The following is a 16705-nucleotide window of genomic DNA, read 5'->3' as shown; positions in this document are numbered from 1 at the left end:
CATGAAAAAAATTCCCTGGGCGTGCGTGGCGCTGACCGCATTGTCGTTATATTCCAGTTCGCTGCTTGCAGCTAACTTTAGCGCGAGTTTTAAAAATACTGATATTCGCGAGTTTATCGATACGGTAGGCCGCAATCTCAATAAAACCATTCTGGTCGATCCGTCCGTCCAGGGAACCGTCTCGGTCCGAACCTACAACGTGCTGACGGAAGATGAGTACTATCAATTCTTTCTGAGCGTGCTGGATCTCTACGGCCTGTCGGTGATCCCGATGGACAACGGCATGGTCAAAGTGGTGCGCTCAAGCGTGGCGCGTACCGCCGGTGCGCCGCTGGCAGACAGCAAAAATCCGGGCAAAGGTGACGAGATCATCACCCGCGTGGTGCGCATGGAAAACGTGCCTGTTCGTGAGCTGGCCCCGCTGCTGCGTCAGCTCAACGATGCCACCGGTATCGGGAACGTGGTCCACTTTGAGCCGTCCAACGTCCTGCTGTTAACCGGTAAAGCCTCGGTGGTGAACCGGCTGGTGGATCTGGTGCAGCGCGTCGATAAAGACGGCATCCAGCGTCGCGAAATCATCCCGCTGCGCTTTGCGTCCGCCAAAGAACTCTCGGAGATGTTGAATAACCTCAACAATGAAGAACAGAAAGGGCAGAACGCGCCGCAGCTGGCGACTAAAGTCGTCGCGGATGACGAAACCAACAGCCTGGTGATCAGCGGCGCGGAAGATGCGCGGGCGCGCACCCGTTCCCTTATTCATCAGCTGGATCGTGAGCAGAATAACGAGGGCAATACCCGCGTCTTCTACCTCAAGTATGCCAGCGCCACCAAAGTGGTGCCGGTTCTCACCGGGATTGGTGAGCAGCTGAAAGACAAGCCGGGTGCGGCCAAAGCGAAATCCGCGAGCGCCTCAACCGATCTGAATATTACCGCCGACGAGTCAACCAACTCCCTGGTGATCACCGCACAGCCTAACGTGATGAACTCCCTCGAGAAAGTGATCGACAAGCTGGATATTCGCCGTCCGCAGGTGCTGGTGGAAGCGATCATTGCCGAAGTGCAGGACGGTAACGGCCTGGATCTTGGCGTGCAGTGGACCAGCAAGCACGGCGGGGTGCAGTTTGGCTCCACCGGCCTGCCAATCAGCCAGATTAAAAATGGCACCATGAAAGGGGCAAGTTTCACTGGCCTTGCGACCGGCTTCTTTAACGGTGACTTCGGTGCGCTGGTGACCGCGCTTTCCACTGACGGCAAAAATGACATCCTCTCCACGCCAAGCGTGGTCACGCTGGATAACAAAGAAGCGTCGTTCAACGTCGGTCAGGATGTGCCGGTGCTTTCCGGTTCGCAAACCACCAGCGGCGACAACGTCTTTAACTCGGTTGAGCGTAAAACCGTAGGGACCAAGCTGAAGATTGTGCCGCAGATTAACGATGGCGACATGATCCATCTGAAGATTGAGCAGGAAGTGTCGAGTGTCGACAACAGCGCGACGGAAGACTCCAGCCTCGGCCCAACCTTCAACACGCGCACGATTAATAACGAAGTGATGGTCCACAGTGGTCAGACGGTGGTGCTCGGCGGTCTGATGGAAAATGTGACCAAACAGTCCGTGTCCAAAGTGCCCCTGCTCGGCGATATCCCGCTGGTCGGTCAGCTGTTCCGCTACACCTCGCAGGATACTTCCAAACGCAACCTGATGGTGTTTATTCATACCACCGTCCTGCGTGACGACGACAACTACAGCGCGGCCTCGAAAGAGAAATATGACCAGATCCGGGTGCGCCAGATGCAGCGAGTGGAGGAGAAAAAGCTCGGTATTGTTGAGCCGACTGACAACGCCGTCCTGCCCGCGTTTCCCTCTGCAAGCACTGGCGCCGCACCGGTGAAAACCAGCGCCACGCGCAATCCGTTTAAAGAATAGCGCGGAGGGGTAACGTGGACGAACTGAGTAAAACACTGAGTAGCAGCAACTACGCAAAAGATAACGGCGTTCTGTTTTACAACAATGATGTCTATATCCGGGACGACACTCCTGCGCATGCTCTGCTGGAGGTGCGCCGGGTGCTGGGCCGTGCTTTCATCCCCGTCACTGTGACGCCGGAAGCGTTTGACGAGATGCTGGCCAAAATCTGGCAGCAGAGCAGCGGCGTGTCGCAGCAACTGGTGGACGACATGGACGCGGATATCGATCTGATGGCCTTAACCGAGGAGATCCCGGATAACGAAGATCTGCTCGATAACGACGAAAACTCACCGGTGATCCGCCTGATCAACGCCATTCTCGGCGAGGCGGTGAAGGACGGCGCGTCGGATATTCATATCGAAACCTTCGAGCGCACGCTGAGCATCCGCTTTCGTGTTGACGGCGTGCTGCGCCCGGTGTTGCAACCGGCGCGTAAGCTCGCGCCGCTGCTGGTGTCGCGTATTAAGGTGATGTCGAAACTCGACATCGCCGAGAAACGTCTCCCCCAGGATGGACGTATCTCCCTGCGCATCGGCCGCAAGTCCATCGATGTGCGTGTGTCGACCATTCCGTCCCAGTACGGCGAGCGCGTGGTCATGCGCCTGCTCGATAAAAGCAATCTCAAGCCCGACATCAACAAGCTTGGGCTGATTGATGAAGAGCTGGAGAAGCTGAAAGGGCTGATTGACCGCCCGCATGGGATCATCCTCGTTACCGGCCCGACGGGTTCCGGTAAAAGTACCACGCTGTACGCCATTCTTTCGGCGCTGAACGGTCACGAGCGCAACATTCTGACCGTGGAAGACCCGATCGAATACGAGCTGGAAGGCGTGGGGCAGACGCAGGTTAACCCGCGCGTGGACATGACCTTTGCCCGCGGGCTGCGCGCGATTCTGCGTCAGGACCCGGACGTGGTGATGATCGGGGAAATTCGCGACGGTGAAACCGCCCAGATCGCGGTGCAGGCGTCGCTGACCGGTCACCTGGTGATGTCGACGCTGCACACCAACAGTGCCGCAGGGGCGATAACCCGTCTGCGGGATATGGGGCTGGAGTCGTTTTTAATCGGTTCATCGCTGCTCGGTGTCATTGCCCAGCGTCTGGTGCGTCGGCTGTGTACGCACTGCCGGACCACCAGTCCGCTGGATGCCAATGAAAAAGCGTTGTTCAGCTTTATGGACGCGCCACCAAAAGCGATTTATCGCGCGGTGGGGTGTGAACACTGCCGTCAGAGCGGCTATCAGGGCCGCGCCGGTATTCATGAGTTTCTGGTGGTGGACAGTACCATGCGCCGCGCCATCCATGAAGATAAGGACGAAATGTCCATAGAAACGCAGCTCTTTAAGCAGGCCTACAGCCTGCGTGAAAACGGGCTGCTGAAGGTGATCTGCGGCGTGACGTCTCTGGAAGAAGTCATGCGCGTCACCGCCGAGCGTGGGGGGGATGCGTAATGGCCTTCTACGCCTGGACGGCGACGAGTGCCGCGGGAAAAACCCAGCGCGGGACGTTACAGGCCGAGGGGCAAAAGCAGGTTCGCCAGTGGCTTCGCGAGCAAAAGCTGATGCCCGTGAGCATCACCGAAACCCGCGAAACGGCGACAGGCGGGAAAGCGAAAACCGGGGCAAAGCTCTCTACCCCGGTGCTGTCGATGTTTACCCGTCAGCTTTCGACGCTGGTGAACGCCGCGCTGCCGCTGGAAAGTGCGCTGAAGGCGATCTCTAAGCAGACGGAAGATAAAAAGCTGGCGGCGATGGTGATGGAGATCCGCGAGAAGGTGGTCGAGGGGCATACGCTGTTCGACGCCTTTAGCCAGTTTCCACGCACCTTCGACAAACTCTACTGCACGCTGGTGATGGCCGGTGAGAAGACCGGCCATCTGGGCGACGTGCTGGAGAAGCTGGCGGAGTACAACGAACAGCGCCAGAAGATGAAAAGCAAGCTGACGCAGGCGATGGTCTACCCGATTACCCTCACCGTGGTCGCTATCGCGGTGATCGGCATTCTGCTGGTGGCGGTGGTGCCGCAGGTGATTGAGCAGTTTACCCACATGAAACAGCAACTGCCGATCACCACCCGGACGCTGATTGCGGTAAGTGATTTCCTGCAAGCCTGGGGTATCTATATTGTCGGCAGCCTGGCGGGGGCGTTCGTCGGCTTCAAAACCTGGGTGCGAAACGTGAAAAACCGTTTTCGCTGGCACAGCTGGCTGGTGAACGGCTCGCCGATTAAAAAGCTGGTGTGCGCCATCAACAGCGCCCGCTATATCCGTACCCTGAGCATTTTGCAGGCCAGCAGCGTGCCGCTGCTGGAGGGAATGTATATCGCGATGGACGGTATTGAAAATCTCTATGCCCGTCAGGTGCTTGAGCAGGCCGCCGATACCGTACGTCAGGGGGCGTCGCTGTATGCGGCGCTGGAACAGGCGAAATTATTCCCGCCAACCATGCTGTATATGATTGCCTCCGGTGAAGAGAGCGGGGAATTAGGTAATTTAATGGATCGCGCGGCAGAAAATCAGGAATCGGCATTACAGCATCGAATTACATTAACGCTGTCGGTATTTGAACCGGCGCTGGTGGTATCCATGGCGACGATTGTTTTATTCATCGTTCTTTCAATATTACAACCGCTTCTGCAACTTAATAATATGGTAGGTTAAATCATGGCTCTAAAACGTAAAAACCTGGCTCGCCAGGCGGGCTTCACATTGCTCGAATTAATGGTGGTGATTGTTATTCTTGGCGTTCTGGCGAGTATGGTAGTGCCAAACTTAATGGGTAATAAAGAAAAAGCGGATACGCAAAAGGCGACCAGCGATATTGTCGCGCTCGAAGGCTCGCTGGATATGTATAAGCTGGACAACCACCGCTACCCGACCACAGAGCAGGGTTTGCAGGCGCTGGTGACGAAGCCGGAAATCGCACCAATCCCGAACGGCTATCGCGCGGATGGCTATATTCGCCGCCTGCCGCAGGATCCATGGGGCAGCGATTATATTCTGGTCAGCCCAGGTGAACACGGTGCGGTGGACATTTTCTCTGCGGGTCCGGACGGCGAAGCGAATACTGCCGATGACATTACCAACTGGTCTCTGGATAAGAACGAGAAGTAATGAAAAATCAACGCGGCTTTACGTTGCTGGAAATTATTCTGGCGCTGGTGATATTTGCCAGCTGCGCCATGATGGTGGTGTCCACCATTCCTTCGCGCAGCGGCGCGGATATATTTGGCCAGCAATTAAAAGCGCTCGTTGATTATGGTTCAGACCGTGCAGTGATGGACGGAAATATTGTCGGGCTGGTGATCGCCACCGATAAATATCAGCTGGTGACGATCGCGGATAAAAATGGCGAGCGTCACTGGGTGCCATTATCTGCCGGACGTATTACCACCAAAGGTGATTTTCCGGAAGAGATGCACGTGTCGCTCTCGCCGCAGCGCCTGGCCGCGACGGTGGCGTCCGAGCCACAGGTGATCTTTTTACCGGACGGTGAAATCAGCCGCTTTACGCTGACGCTGCAAAGTTACGACAAACAGCACCATTTCCGCGTGGTGTCGCAGGGTGCGGCGCCGGTATCGGTAGAAAACGATGGCTAACGACAACACAAAGCAAAAGGGGATGACGCTGCTGGAGGTGATGGTCGCGCTGGTGATTTTCTCCACCTCCGCGCTGGCGCTAATGAACTCGGTCTCCCTGAACGTGCGTTTTACCCATGGCCTGGCCGATACCTTGCAGGCCAGTTGGGTGGCGGAAAATCAGCTGGCGGAAGCGCAGCTCACCAAAACCGACTTCCCGGATGCTGAGCAGCAGGGGACGGAAATCATGGGCGGGCGCAGCTGGAACTGGCGTAAGCAGCGGGTGAAAGCCGCCGACAACGGCTGGGCGAACTCCATTCGCGTCTATGCGGAAGGCGATGAGAGCCAGCCGGTTATTTCCCTGCACATCATTCCGCCGGGAGAGAGCAAGTGAAGAAAACGCGACGCCAGCGCGGATTTACCCTGCTGGAGATCATGATTGCGCTGACTATTTTCGCGGTAATCAGCACCCTGGCCTGGCAAATTCTGGACGGCGCGATGCGTACCAGCTCGGCCACCGATGCCAGCGCCGCTAAGCTCAACCAGCTTCAGCGCGGCTGGAGTCTGATGGAGCGCGACTTTTTCCAGCTACAGGCGCGAGCGCCGCGTAATGAGCCAGAGCGGTTCCGTCAGGAGGGCGATGCCCTTGAACTGACCACCCTGAATGGCGTGAGCGGAACGGTCCAGCTGGAGCGCGTGCGCTGGCGGCTGGAAGAGGGGCGTTTGTACCGCGACGTCTGGCCGGTCATTGATGGCCCGGTGGACGTTAAGCCTGACGAAGTGCCGATTGTCAGCGGCGTAAAAGCATTGCAGTGGCGGTTTTATCGTCAGGGCTGGCAGACAGCCTGGCACGACGCCGCCCATCTGCCGGACGGCGTGGAGGTTACGTTGACGATGGAAAACGGGGATACCTGGCGCTGGGTGTTCACCACGCCGGGGGATATGCCGGAGGTGGCCGCTGCCGCGGCCCCAGAGAAAGCCGCCGACGCGCCTGCGACGACTCCGGACGCAGCCCCTGCGCCTTCGCCGGAGACCAGACCATGAACCGAATCCGTCAACAAAAGGGCGTCGCCCTGCTGGTGGTGCTGATTTTGCTGGTGATGATGTCGGCGCTGGCCGCCAAAATCAGCCAGCAGTTCTGCCGTAATTTGCAGAAAACGCATTATCAGATAAGCCAGCAGCAGCTGCGCTGGGCGATGCAGGCCCAGGAAAAAGTGGTGAAGGACAGGTTACAGACCGATGCCAGCGGCGAGAGCAAGCCGCTGGCGCTGGACGGCGACTGGCATCAGCCGCTGGAGACGCAGGGAGAAGACTACACGGTCGTGAGCCAGGTGGAAGACGCTCAGGACTGCTTTAACGTCAATAACCTGTTGACCGCCGACGTCGCGCCCCAGGGGCAAAGCGCTCCCGCGGTGGCGGAAAAACCGCGTAAAGAGCGGATTGTTGAACAACTCCTGACGGAAAGCGGGCTCAGTCCGGGCACGGCGGAGGCGGTCTATTTCCAGCTGGTGGATTATCTCGATGGTGACAGCACCACGGCGAAAGAGGGTGCCGAAAGCGATGCGTGGGCTGGCGTCGTGCCCGCCCGGCAACCGGCAAACCAGATGATGCGCAGCATCGCGGAGATCAAACTGCTGCCAGCGTTCCCGGTTACGGCATATCCGAAGGTGAGCAAGCTGTTATGCGCGCTGCCGGACGCCGCCAGCAAGGTGGACGTTAACACCCTGCAACCGGAACAGGCCGCTGTGCTGGCGGCCATGTTTCCGGGAAAATTCACGCAGGATGACGCGGTTCGTCTGCTGGATACACGTCCGGAATCGGGCTGGGAAAATATGGACGCGTTCAGCAAAGCGCTGGAGCAGACCTTCCCGCAGTTAAAAGACGATCTCCCGCAGGTGGCAGATCAATTTTCTATAAACAGCCGGTACTTCCGCGTGAATTACAGCGGCAATACCGATGAATTAACGCTTCGCGTGGTCAGCCAGCTTAAGATGAATAACGAAGCCGGTGAGATCGTGACGTGGCAGCGTCGTTACCGAATGATTGAATAAGAAAAGTAGAACGTTATGAAACAGGTACTTTTTGTTCGCCCCGACAGCCGCGAGGGCGGGAAAATAATGTGCTGTGAGTCCGGCAGCGAGCGCGTCGAGGTGCTCGACAGCCTGGAGATGCTGGCCGAACACCCGCTGGCTACACGCGTTTGTCTCCTGCTGCCCGCCAGCGACATGATTTTCCGCCATTTCACGCTGCCGAAAAAGGTTGCTTCTCAGGCGATGGCCTTCTCGTGGATGGCGGAAGAGACGCTGATTGGCGACGTGGACAACCTCCACTGGACGGTGCTCTACAAAAAAGGCGCTGACGTCGACGCCGTTGCCATTGACGCCGACCGCCTGCGTGCGGCATTGACCCGCTGTCACGAGGCCGGATTAAACGTGATTCAGGCCCTGCCTGATGCCTGGCTGCTGCCCGTGGCGGCAGGGGGCAGCACGCTGGTCGCACAGGATAAAGGCTACTGGCTGCGTTTATCTCCCCACGTGGCGGGTGAAATGGAGGGAACCCTGCTGCCGCTGTTGATGCAGAAAGCCGGAGACGGGGAAGTGTGTTGCTACGGCGACGCGCCTGCGGACGTTCACGTTGACGTACAGCATGCCTGGCAGCATCCGCTGGTGCTGATCCAGCCGCAGTGGAAAACCTGTCGTGTGAATCTGCTTCACGGTGAATTCAGCCTTAAGGCCGGTCATGGCCAGGCCGCAAAAAGCATGAAAGCAGCGATGATAGCGGCGGGCCTGCTGTCCGTTGGTCTGCTGCTGGGGCCGCGCATTGCGATGGCCTGGATGCTGGTGCAGCAGGAAAATCGGGTTCAGCAGGAGATCGTTCAGGTTTATCAGCACCATTTCCCCAGCATGCGCCAGCAGACCAATATCAAATATCACTTTGGGCAAAGCCTGAAAAAACAGAGCAAGGGGTTCTTTCTTCAGCTTGAGGAGCTGGAGAAAGCCCGGCAGTCAGTCCCTGCGATGGAGATCGATCTGCTGGAATACGATGCGCAGCAAAACACCCTGACGCTGAGCGTAAGCGCGCAAAGCCAGCCCGCGTTGCAGGCGTTTGTGAACCAGACCAGTGAGAATTTTGATTTTACCTTACAACCTGTTTCAACAACCGAACCGTATACCGCCATGATCGCAGGGAAACATAAATGAAAGAGCGAATCGCGCAGCTGAAATCACGCTATCAGAATTACAGCGCCCGGGAAAAAATCATTTTAAAAATATGTGCCGTTGCCATTGTGGCGGCTGCGGTGTATTACACAGGAGTAATTCCCCTGGATAATATGATCCAAAATAGTAAATCGACGCTTAAAAGACAAAAAGAGACGCTTAACTGGATGCGCAGTGAAATTGATAAAAATCATCTTCAGGTCCAGTTAGTTAAAACGAATAATCCGCGTACGGTGGTCGAGAACAGCGCTCATGAAATTAATCTTTCACTGACGGATGTGCGCCAGGAGGGGCAAACTTTATCGTTCGTGGTGAATCGGGTAAATGTATATGAATTAAAAAGCTGGCTGCGTGAAATTAATCAGACCTCCGGCGTGACATTGCAAAAAATAAACCTCACGCCGGTTGACCACCTCAGCGATGTGAAAGCACAGGTGCAGCTTACCTGGTCAAAAAGCGCATGAATACCTTTACGCTGATGCGGGAGGCCTGTCCGCTCGGTTTCCCGATGATGAGTGCTATCCTGGGCGGGATGATGGGCAGTTTTCTCGGCGTTGTTGCCGAGCGCGTACCGGGAATGGTGATGGATGAGGAGGGGAGCGGCAATCTGCTCTTTCCTGCCTCGCACTGCCCGGTGTGTCAGCACACGCTTGCTGCATGGGAAAATATCCCGCTGCTCAGTTGGCTGTTATTACGGGGGCGCTGCCACCAGTGCGGCAGCGCGATCCCGCTGCGACTCTTTTTGGTGGAACTGTTCTCCGCGCTGTTTTTTGGCATCACGGCCTGGTGCATGCCGGACGTTCAGGCGCTGTTCTCTTTGTGGTTACTGGCGGCTTTTTTACTGCCGCTGGCCATGATCGACTGGCAGCATCAGTTGTTGCCGGACTGCCTGACCCAGCCGCTGCTGTGGGCGGGGTTAGTGCTCCATGCTATTGACCACACATTGCCGCTACGCGATGCGCTGTTTGGCGCGGTGGCGGGCTATCTGTCGCTCTGGCTGCTCTACTGGGCTTTTCGTCTGATCGCCGGACGAGAAGGGCTGGGTTACGGGGATTTTAAGCTACTGGCGGCGCTGGGCGCCTGGTGCGGCTGGCAGGCATTACCCTCCATTGAACTGGCGGCAGCGTTAAGCGGTATTGTCGGTTATTTCGCCGTCAATAATTTAAATAAAAATAACCTCACTATTTCTTTTGGTCCTTATCTCGCCTTTTCTGGAATCGTGGTGTTTATTAGTCAGCAGTTTGCTTTCACATTTTAAATATACTGGTCAAGGTTTTTTATAAATCTTTTTGATGCTGGGAGAGAAGGACGACTCTTTACGCTCGGTGTATCGTAGGAGATATAAGCTACACGGGATTTGGCTTGTATCTTTTTATGGAGGAATACAGCGCAGCAACAATTTTTTGTTCACGGCACTCACGTTGGTTAAATACGCATTACGCGAAACGCATCCATGATCTCACGGAAGGCATGGGTTATTACGTTATAAATAAATTTATCAGGAAATAAAAATGAAATTTATGAAACCAAAATATCTGGCGCTCTTTATTGCGGCGGCCACCAGCTCCGCATTTGCAGCTGCGCCGGGTACGCCTTCTATTACATCGGGCAATGATAAATTTGCGCTGGTAGAAGTGGATCAGGCGGCACAGGATTACAACAACCTCATCAAAGTGCATAAAGAGGGTGTTGATGTAAAAGTGGAATGGAACGTCTGGAGCGGTGACGCCCCAACGTCTGCAAAAGTGCTGCTGGACGGCAAGACCGTCTGGACCGGCGCGGGCAGCGCGGCGGGTTCTGCGACCTTCAAAGTCAAAAAAGGGGGCCGCTATCAGGAACAGGTCGAACTGTGTAACGACAGCGGCTGTACCAAAAGCGCAAGCAAACTGATTATCGTGGCGGATACCGACGGAAGTCATTTGCTGCCGCTGAATACGCCGCTGCTGGAAAATAACAAAGCTTTCGCTCAGCATACCGATAAAGTCGTCGGTGCCTATTTCCCTGAGTGGGGCGTTTACGATCGAAACTTCTCTGCGGATAAGATCCCGGTCGCGAACATTAACCACCTGCTGTACGGCTTTATTCCAATTTGCGGCGGTGACGGTATTAATGACAGCGCCAAATCTTCAGGTGCACTGGAATCCCTGAAACGCGCCTGTGCTGGCCGTCAGGACTACACCGTGGCCATTCACGATCCATGGGCTGCGTTGCAGAAACCGCAGAAAGGCGTAAGCAACTGGGACGATCCCTACAAAGGTAACTATGGGCAGCTGATGGCGATGAAAAAAGCCCATCCTGACCTGAAAATTCTGCCATCCATTGGTGGCTGGACCCTGTCCGATCCGTTTTATCAGATGGATAACAAAGTACTGCGTGACCGTTTCGTGGCGTCGGTAAAAGACTTCCTGACCACCTGGAAAGTGTTTGACGGCGTGGATATTGACTGGGAATTCCCGGGCGGCGGCGGTGAAAACGCCAAACTCGGCAATCCTCAGACCGATAAAGCCACCTACACCGCGCTGATGCACGACCTGCGTCAGATGCTGAATGAACTGTCTGCGGAAACCGGTCGTACCTACGAGCTGACTACTGCAATCGGTGCCGGTAAAGATAAGATCGAAGACGTGGACTATAACACCACGCAGCAGTACCTCGACCATATCTTCCTGATGAGCTACGACTTCTACGGTGCCTGGAGCAATACCGATCTGGGCCACCAGACCGCCCTGTACGGTGCTTCCTGGAAACCAGACACTAACTACACCACCGATAACGCGGTGAAAGCGATGCTGGAGCAGGGCGTTAAGCCAGGCAAGATCGTGGTAGGCGCAGGTATGTATGGCCGCGGCTGGACCGGCGTTCATGGTTATACCGGCGATAATCCATTTACCGGCACCGCAACCGGACCAATTAAAGGGACATGGGAAAACGGTATCGTTGACTATCGTCAAATCGTCAACCAGATGCTGGGCAAACCGGGCTGGGAATACAAATATGACGAAGCGGCTGAAGCGCCGTACGTGTTCAACAAGTCCACCGGTGAGCTGGTGACGTACGATAACGCCCGTTCCGTTATGGCGAAAGGCAAATACGTACTGAACAAAAACCTGGGCGGACTGTTCGCATGGTCTATCGAGTCTGATAACGGCGATATCCTGAACGCCATGAACGAAAGCCTGCTGGGCGGAAGTTCCATCCCGGATCTGCCTGTTGAGACTAACCATGCGCCAGTGGCTTCAGCTGCCGATCAAAATGTCACCGGTCCTGCAACCGTGACCCTGGATGGCTCTGCTTCTAGCGACCAGGACGACGATGCGCTGACCTATAAATGGACGCAGGTTTCAGGCCCTTCTGTGACCATCGCCAATAGCACCAAAGCAAAAGCCAGCTTTAGCGTTCCGGCTGTGACAAGCGACCAGAACCTGGTCTTCCGTTTGACCGTAACCGACGCTAAAGGGCTGAGCAATGCTGTTGACGTCCAGGTTGTGAATAAAGCGCCTAAAGCCAACCAGGCGCCGGTAATCAATGCTATGGAAGCCGTTACCGTTCAGTCCGGTGAAGCAATTTCTCTGCACGCACAGGCATCCGATCCTGATGGTGACGCGCTGACCTACAGCTGGAGCGTACCGGCTGATATGAACGCGACCGGCACTGATTCGGCCAACGTTCGCATCACTGCGCCAGAAGTGCACAATACTTCTTCCTACACCCTGAGCGTTATTGTGACGGACGGTAAAACCAGCGTGCAGTCTGACGTGCAGGTGACGGTGGAGCCTAAGCCAGCTGACGAGGTAACGCCTCCTGCCGATGACGTCACACCACCGGCTGACGACGTAACCCCGCCAGCTGATGATACCACCGGCAGCTGCGACGCACCTGTCGATGCCAACGCCAGCAAATACGCTGCGTGGGACGCGAGCAAAATCTATAACAACGGCGATACCGTAAGCTTCGACCACCTCGTGTGGAAAGCGAAATACTGGACTCAGGGCAATCAGCCTGGCTTCGGTATGGACGCGTGGGAGCTGGTAAGTAACGTGAAGATGAACTGGCGTTCTGACCTGGTCTACAACGGCGGCGACACCACCACCTATGAAGGTAACGTTTACCGTGCGAAATGGTGGACCCGTGGTGATAACCCAGCAAATAGCGACGTATGGGTAAAAGAAGGCGCATCAACAGATTGCAAATAATCTAACCCATTAATTACTCCCCCCTTCTGAGGGGGAGTAATTAAAAATTCATTTTACAGGATGTTTCTAAGGAGAAATAACCAATAAAGTCAGCAGGTAAAAATGAAAAAGCTCATTTTGTTGTTATTAATAATAAGCCAGGGTGCTCTGGCAAACTGTTGGGATAAAGCGGCGCGTTATTATCATGTCGACCCTTATTTACTGTACGCGATAGCGAATGTGGAATCCGGTATGAATCCGTACGCGGTTGGGAAAAACCGCGATGGCACGCGGGATGTCGGGCTGATGCAAATCAACAGCTCGCATTTTACCGCGCTGGAAAGCAGAGGCATCGATGAGTATCGCTTAATGACCGAGCCGTGTACCTCCATCATGGTGGGTGCCTCCATTCTCTCCGGAATGATAAGAGTATATGGCTATAACTGGGAAGCGGTAGGCGCTTATAACGCCGGGTTGAAGAAAGAGAATTATCCGCAGCGGATGAAATATGCCCATAAGGTCTGGGCTAAATATCAGCAATTAAAATTAGCAGCACGCGATTAACGTTTTTTATTTTTGAAGAATTCCTGAAGGTGTTCTTCGAAAAGTGAAAACAGCTGAATGTGGTTTATGTATTAACGGAATAATACCTAAGCCGGGATATTAACATTTAATTTGAAACGAACAGGAAAACTGAAATGAACAAAAGGACGTTACTGAGTGTACTTGTTGCTGGTGCTTGCGTTGCACCTTTTATGGCGCAGGCCGCCTCTTTGCAGGCGACCACCGGCGAGCCGTACACCATGAAAGCCAGCGATCTGGCGAAGAAAGAGCATGAGCTCACTAACTTCCCGCTGATGGCCTCCGTTAAAGAGACTATTCAGACCCTGGACAACGCGCAGGTCGAACTGATTGAGCCAGGCCGCGCGGCGAACCCGGACAACGTCAAACGCGTTGAAGGGATTGTGAAAGCCAGCGACTGGGAATATCTCTTTCCGCTGCGTGCACAGGCTTATACCTACAGCAACTTCCTGAAAGCCGTGGGTAAATTCCCGGCGCTGTGTAAGACCTACAACGACGGTCGTGACAGCGACGCTATCTGCCGCAAAGAGCTGGCGACCATGTTTGCCCACTTTGCCCAGGAAACCGGCGGCCACGAAAGCTGGCGTCCGGAAGCCGAATGGCGTCAGGCGCTGGTCCACGTGCGTGAAATGGGCTGGAGCGAAGGGCAGAAGGGCGGCTATAACGGCGAATGTAACCCGGACGTCTGGCAGGGACAGACCTGGCCTTGCGGTAAAGACAAAGACGGCGATTTCCTGAGCTATTTCGGACGCGGTGCGAAACAGTTGTCCTACAACTACAACTACGGTCCATTCTCTGAAGCGATGTACGGCGACGTGCGTACCCTGCTCGATAAACCTGAGTTGGTGGCGGACACCTGGCTGAACCTGGCCAGTGCTATCTTCTTCTTCGCCTATCCACAGCCGCCAAAACCAAGCATGTTGCAGGTGATCGACGGTACATGGCAGCCGAACGATCACGATAAAGCCAACGGCCTGGTCCCGGGCTTCGGTGTAACAACCCAGATCATCAACGGTGGCGTTGAGTGCGGCGGCCCGACTGAAATTGCGCAGTCTCAGAACCGTATCAAGTATTACAAAGAATTTGCGAACTACCTGAAAGTACCTGTTCCGGCGAACGAAGTGTTGGGTTGCGCCAACATGAAGCAGTTCGACGAAGGTGGCGCAGGCGCCCTGAAGATTTACTGGGAACAGGACTGGGGATGGAGCGCGGATACCCCGGACGGCAAGACTTACTCTTGCCAGCTGGTGGGTTATCAGACACCGTTCAGCGCGTTCAAAGAGGGCGACTACAGCAAGTGCGTGCAGAAGTTCTATAACGTGAATATCGTGAATGACGACGGTTCCTCGGTGACGCCGGACGAAACCCCGGTCACGCCAACGCCAACACCTTCTGAAGATGTTACGCCGGCCCCAACGCCAGCGCCAGTTCCGGATGAAACTCCGGTTGAACCTGTCGCGGTGAACCACGCGCCGGTTGCGCAGATTGCGGGCCCAATCGGTGCCGTAGAAGCGGGCGCGCAGGTTTCTCTGAGCGCGGAAGGCTCTACCGACGCAGACGGCAACAAGCTGACCTACACCTGGCGTTCTCAGGATGGCCAGACCGTGACCGGCGAAGATAAAGCGGTGGTGACCTTTAAGGCACCTGAGTCTGCAACGGCGCAGCAGTATGAAGTGAGCCTGACCGTCAGCGATGGCGAGCTGAGCAGCACCACGTCTTACCTGCTCAACGTGAAAGCGAAAGCGGCAACGCCATCCGGAGAAGATACGTCTTACCCGGCATGGAGCGCGAACAGCAAGTACAACGCCGGTGATATCGTGAACAACCACGGTAAATTGTTCCAGTGCAAACCGTTCCCGTACAGCGGCTGGTGTAACAGTGCGCCGACGTACTATGAGCCGGGTGCAGGCCTGGCATGGGCTGAAGCCTGGACGGCTCTGTAAAAGCAAACGGCAACCCTCGGGTTGCCGTTTTAATGTTTGCACCCTCTACCTGTGGGAGAGAGCCGGGGTGAGGGCATCAGTCCGCACTCTCTGTTTTTTGCCGGGTGGCGCTGCGCTTACCCGGCCTACATGAGGCTGGAACGCTTACCGGTGCAACTTCCCGTGATCCCGTAACCACGCCGCCGTACGCACGATCCCTTCATCGAGCGAGATAATCGGTTTATACCCCAGCTCGTTCTCCGCCCGAGAAATATCCAGCGTAAAATCGAAGTTGAGCTTCGACACACCGTAATGCGTCAGCGCAGGCTCTTTCGCCGATTTACTGCCAAAGCGCTCCATGCTGCGGGCAATCATGTCCAGCATCGGGTAGGGAACGGAACGGATCCGGCAGTCGATTTTTAACTCATCAATCAGCCTTTGCACAATGCTGCGCAGGGTACATGGTTCGCCGTTGGTAATGTTATAGGCGCGGCCCGACACCAGCTTATCGCACTCCGGCTGGCTCGCCAGCCACATGGCGTGAACGGCATTTTCGTAATAGGTCATGTCTACCAGCGCATCGCCGCCGCGCGGTAACAGCACGCTGCCGTAATGGTGCATCATCTGGGCCAGTCGAGGGATAAAGACTTTGTCGTGCGGCCCAAACAGGCTCTGTGGTCGCAGCACGGTAAAGCGGGTGTGCGGATTTGACTGGGCCAGCAGGTCGATCACCTCTTCGCCAGCCGCTTTACTGCGGGCAAATTCACAGGCAAAGCGCGCAGGGCGGAAATCTTCCTGAATATCACGATGATGGTGATAATCAAAATAGAGCGACGGGGAAGAGATATGAATAAAGTTACGCACGCCCCAGGCGACGGCCCATTCGCCCAGACGGCGCGTGGCGCGCACGTTGGCGAGATCGAAGGCTTCCTGGGTACCCCACGGGGAGGTAAAACTGGAGCAGTGCCACAGCGTATCGATACCGGCGAGCATCACCTTGGCCTGAGAGGAGACCAGCTCCGTCAGGTCGGCATGGACAAACTCAGCGCCCATTTTTTGCAAGAGCTTGCCCATCGCCTCGTTGCGACCGGTGGCCCTCACGCTGATGCCTTTGTTGCGCAGAAATTCGACCGCATTTCGGCCTAAGCCGCTGGTCGCCCCGGTAACCAGTACCTTCATAACAATCCACTGTGTTGAAAAGAATTTCGTGCGCATTCTTTCGTGAATTACGATGTGTTGCAATGGGAAAGGTGAAAGAAAAAGGGTTTT

The 16705-nt window shown here is 55.5% G+C and carries 15 protein-coding genes; 14 read left to right on the top strand and 1 reads right to left on the bottom strand.

Annotated elements, in window-relative coordinates:
- Window position 1: 1 nt before the first annotated feature.
- The 14 genes from gspD (at window position 2) to IM282_RS12805 (ending at window position 15457) form a co-directional block, all read left to right on the top strand.
- Entirely contained in the window at window positions 2–1924 is a 1923-nt protein-coding gene (gene gspD / locus IM282_RS12870; protein ID WP_023299693.1) for a type II secretion system secretin GspD, read from the top strand.
- Window positions 1925–1938: 14 nt separating this feature from the next.
- A complete protein-coding gene (gene gspE, locus IM282_RS12865) occupies window positions 1939–3417 on the top strand; it encodes a type II secretion system ATPase GspE (RefSeq protein ID WP_192970462.1) in 1479 nt (492 codons plus the stop codon).
- Window positions 3417–4625, top strand: a complete 1209-nt coding sequence (gene gspF / locus IM282_RS12860; RefSeq protein WP_032624561.1) for a type II secretion system inner membrane protein GspF — start codon at window positions 3417–3419, stop codon at window positions 4623–4625. Before gspE ends, gspF begins: the two co-directional genes overlap by 1 nt.
- Window positions 4626–4628: 3 nt before the next feature.
- Window positions 4629–5078 (top strand): type II secretion system major pseudopilin GspG, encoded by a 450-nt coding sequence (gene gspG, locus IM282_RS12855; protein WP_023299696.1) that lies wholly within the window; start codon window positions 4629–4631, stop codon window positions 5076–5078.
- Entirely contained in the window at window positions 5078–5563 is a 486-nt protein-coding gene (gene gspH, locus IM282_RS12850) for a type II secretion system minor pseudopilin GspH (protein ID WP_023299697.1), read from the top strand. Before gspG ends, gspH begins: the two co-directional genes overlap by 1 nt.
- Window positions 5556–5936 carry a type II secretion system minor pseudopilin GspI gene (gspI, locus tag IM282_RS12845; RefSeq protein ID WP_192970461.1) on the top strand — a complete coding sequence of 127 codons (381 nt, stop codon included), beginning with the start codon at window positions 5556–5558 and terminating at the stop codon, window positions 5934–5936. The genes gspH and gspI overlap by 8 nt, the downstream gene beginning before the upstream one ends.
- Entirely contained in the window at window positions 5933–6586 is a 654-nt protein-coding gene (gene gspJ / locus IM282_RS12840; RefSeq protein ID WP_045623355.1) for a type II secretion system minor pseudopilin GspJ, read from the top strand. Before gspI ends, gspJ begins: the two co-directional genes overlap by 4 nt.
- The gene (gspK, locus tag IM282_RS12835; protein ID WP_192970460.1) at window positions 6583–7593 is read left to right on the top strand and encodes a type II secretion system minor pseudopilin GspK; all 1011 of its coding nucleotides are present in this window, start codon (window positions 6583–6585) and stop codon (window positions 7591–7593) included. Before gspJ ends, gspK begins: the two co-directional genes overlap by 4 nt.
- 15 nt (window positions 7594–7608) lie before the next feature.
- Window positions 7609–8742: a type II secretion system protein GspL gene (gene gspL, locus IM282_RS12830; protein ID WP_023299701.1), complete on the top strand. Its 1134-nt coding sequence runs from the start codon at window positions 7609–7611 to the stop codon at window positions 8740–8742.
- Window positions 8739–9224: a type II secretion system protein GspM gene (gene gspM / locus IM282_RS12825; RefSeq protein WP_063150535.1), complete on the top strand. Its 486-nt coding sequence runs from the start codon at window positions 8739–8741 to the stop codon at window positions 9222–9224. The genes gspL and gspM overlap by 4 nt, the downstream gene beginning before the upstream one ends.
- On the top strand, window positions 9221–10018 hold the full coding sequence (locus tag IM282_RS12820) for an A24 family peptidase (protein ID WP_155025282.1): 798 nt from the start codon (window positions 9221–9223) through the stop codon (window positions 10016–10018). The genes gspM and IM282_RS12820 overlap by 4 nt, the downstream gene beginning before the upstream one ends.
- Before the next feature lie 253 nt (window positions 10019–10271).
- Window positions 10272–12953, top strand: a complete 2682-nt coding sequence (locus tag IM282_RS12815; protein WP_159115349.1) for a glycosyl hydrolase family 18 protein — start codon at window positions 10272–10274, stop codon at window positions 12951–12953.
- Between the two features lie 102 nt (window positions 12954–13055).
- Window positions 13056–13496 (top strand): type III secretion system invasion protein IagB, encoded by a 441-nt coding sequence (iagB, locus tag IM282_RS12810; protein WP_023299704.1) that lies wholly within the window; start codon window positions 13056–13058, stop codon window positions 13494–13496.
- A 134-nt stretch (window positions 13497–13630) separates the two neighbouring features.
- On the top strand, window positions 13631–15457 hold the full coding sequence (locus IM282_RS12805) for a chitinase (RefSeq protein ID WP_022647599.1): 1827 nt from the start codon (window positions 13631–13633) through the stop codon (window positions 15455–15457).
- 144 nt (window positions 15458–15601) lie between these two features.
- On the opposite strand, the gene IM282_RS12800 is transcribed toward IM282_RS12805, so the two are convergent.
- Window positions 15602–16615: an NAD(P)-dependent oxidoreductase gene (locus IM282_RS12800; RefSeq protein ID WP_022647600.1), complete on the bottom strand. Its 1014-nt coding sequence runs from the start codon at window positions 16613–16615 to the stop codon at window positions 15602–15604.
- Window positions 16616–16705 lie beyond the last annotated feature (90 nt).

The sequence above is a fragment of the Enterobacter cloacae complex sp. P29RS genome, assembly GCF_014893445.1.
Lineage (GTDB): Bacteria > Pseudomonadota > Gammaproteobacteria > Enterobacterales > Enterobacteriaceae > Enterobacter > Enterobacter intestinihominis.
Note: the sequence above shows the minus strand (reverse complement) of the source record. Positions and strands in the feature narration are given on the sequence as shown.

What these genes read in the sequence shown, in the direction of transcription:
- IM282_RS12805 (WP_022647599.1), top strand. Translation starts at nt 13,631, where the DNA reads ATGAACAAAAGGACGTTACTGAGTGTACTTGTTGCTGGTGCTTGCGTT.
- gspL (WP_023299701.1), top strand. Translation starts at nt 7,609, where the DNA reads ATGAAACAGGTACTTTTTGTTCGCCCCGACAGCCGCGAGGGCGGGAAA.
- gspH (WP_023299697.1), top strand. Translation starts at nt 5,078, where the DNA reads ATGAAAAATCAACGCGGCTTTACGTTGCTGGAAATTATTCTGGCGCTG.
- gspI (WP_192970461.1), top strand. Translation starts at nt 5,556, where the DNA reads ATGGCTAACGACAACACAAAGCAAAAGGGGATGACGCTGCTGGAGGTG.
- IM282_RS12800 (WP_022647600.1), bottom strand. Translation starts at nt 16,615, where the DNA reads ATGAAGGTACTGGTTACCGGGGCGACCAGCGGCTTAGGCCGAAATGCG.
- gspK (WP_192970460.1), top strand. Translation starts at nt 6,583, where the DNA reads ATGAACCGAATCCGTCAACAAAAGGGCGTCGCCCTGCTGGTGGTGCTG.
- gspM (WP_063150535.1), top strand. Translation starts at nt 8,739, where the DNA reads ATGAAAGAGCGAATCGCGCAGCTGAAATCACGCTATCAGAATTACAGC.
- gspF (WP_032624561.1), top strand. Translation starts at nt 3,417, where the DNA reads ATGGCCTTCTACGCCTGGACGGCGACGAGTGCCGCGGGAAAAACCCAG.
- gspD (WP_023299693.1), top strand. Translation starts at nt 2, where the DNA reads ATGAAAAAAATTCCCTGGGCGTGCGTGGCGCTGACCGCATTGTCGTTA.
- iagB (WP_023299704.1), top strand. Translation starts at nt 13,056, where the DNA reads ATGAAAAAGCTCATTTTGTTGTTATTAATAATAAGCCAGGGTGCTCTG.
- gspG (WP_023299696.1), top strand. Translation starts at nt 4,629, where the DNA reads ATGGCTCTAAAACGTAAAAACCTGGCTCGCCAGGCGGGCTTCACATTG.
- IM282_RS12820 (WP_155025282.1), top strand. Translation starts at nt 9,221, where the DNA reads ATGAATACCTTTACGCTGATGCGGGAGGCCTGTCCGCTCGGTTTCCCG.
- IM282_RS12815 (WP_159115349.1), top strand. Translation starts at nt 10,272, where the DNA reads ATGAAATTTATGAAACCAAAATATCTGGCGCTCTTTATTGCGGCGGCC.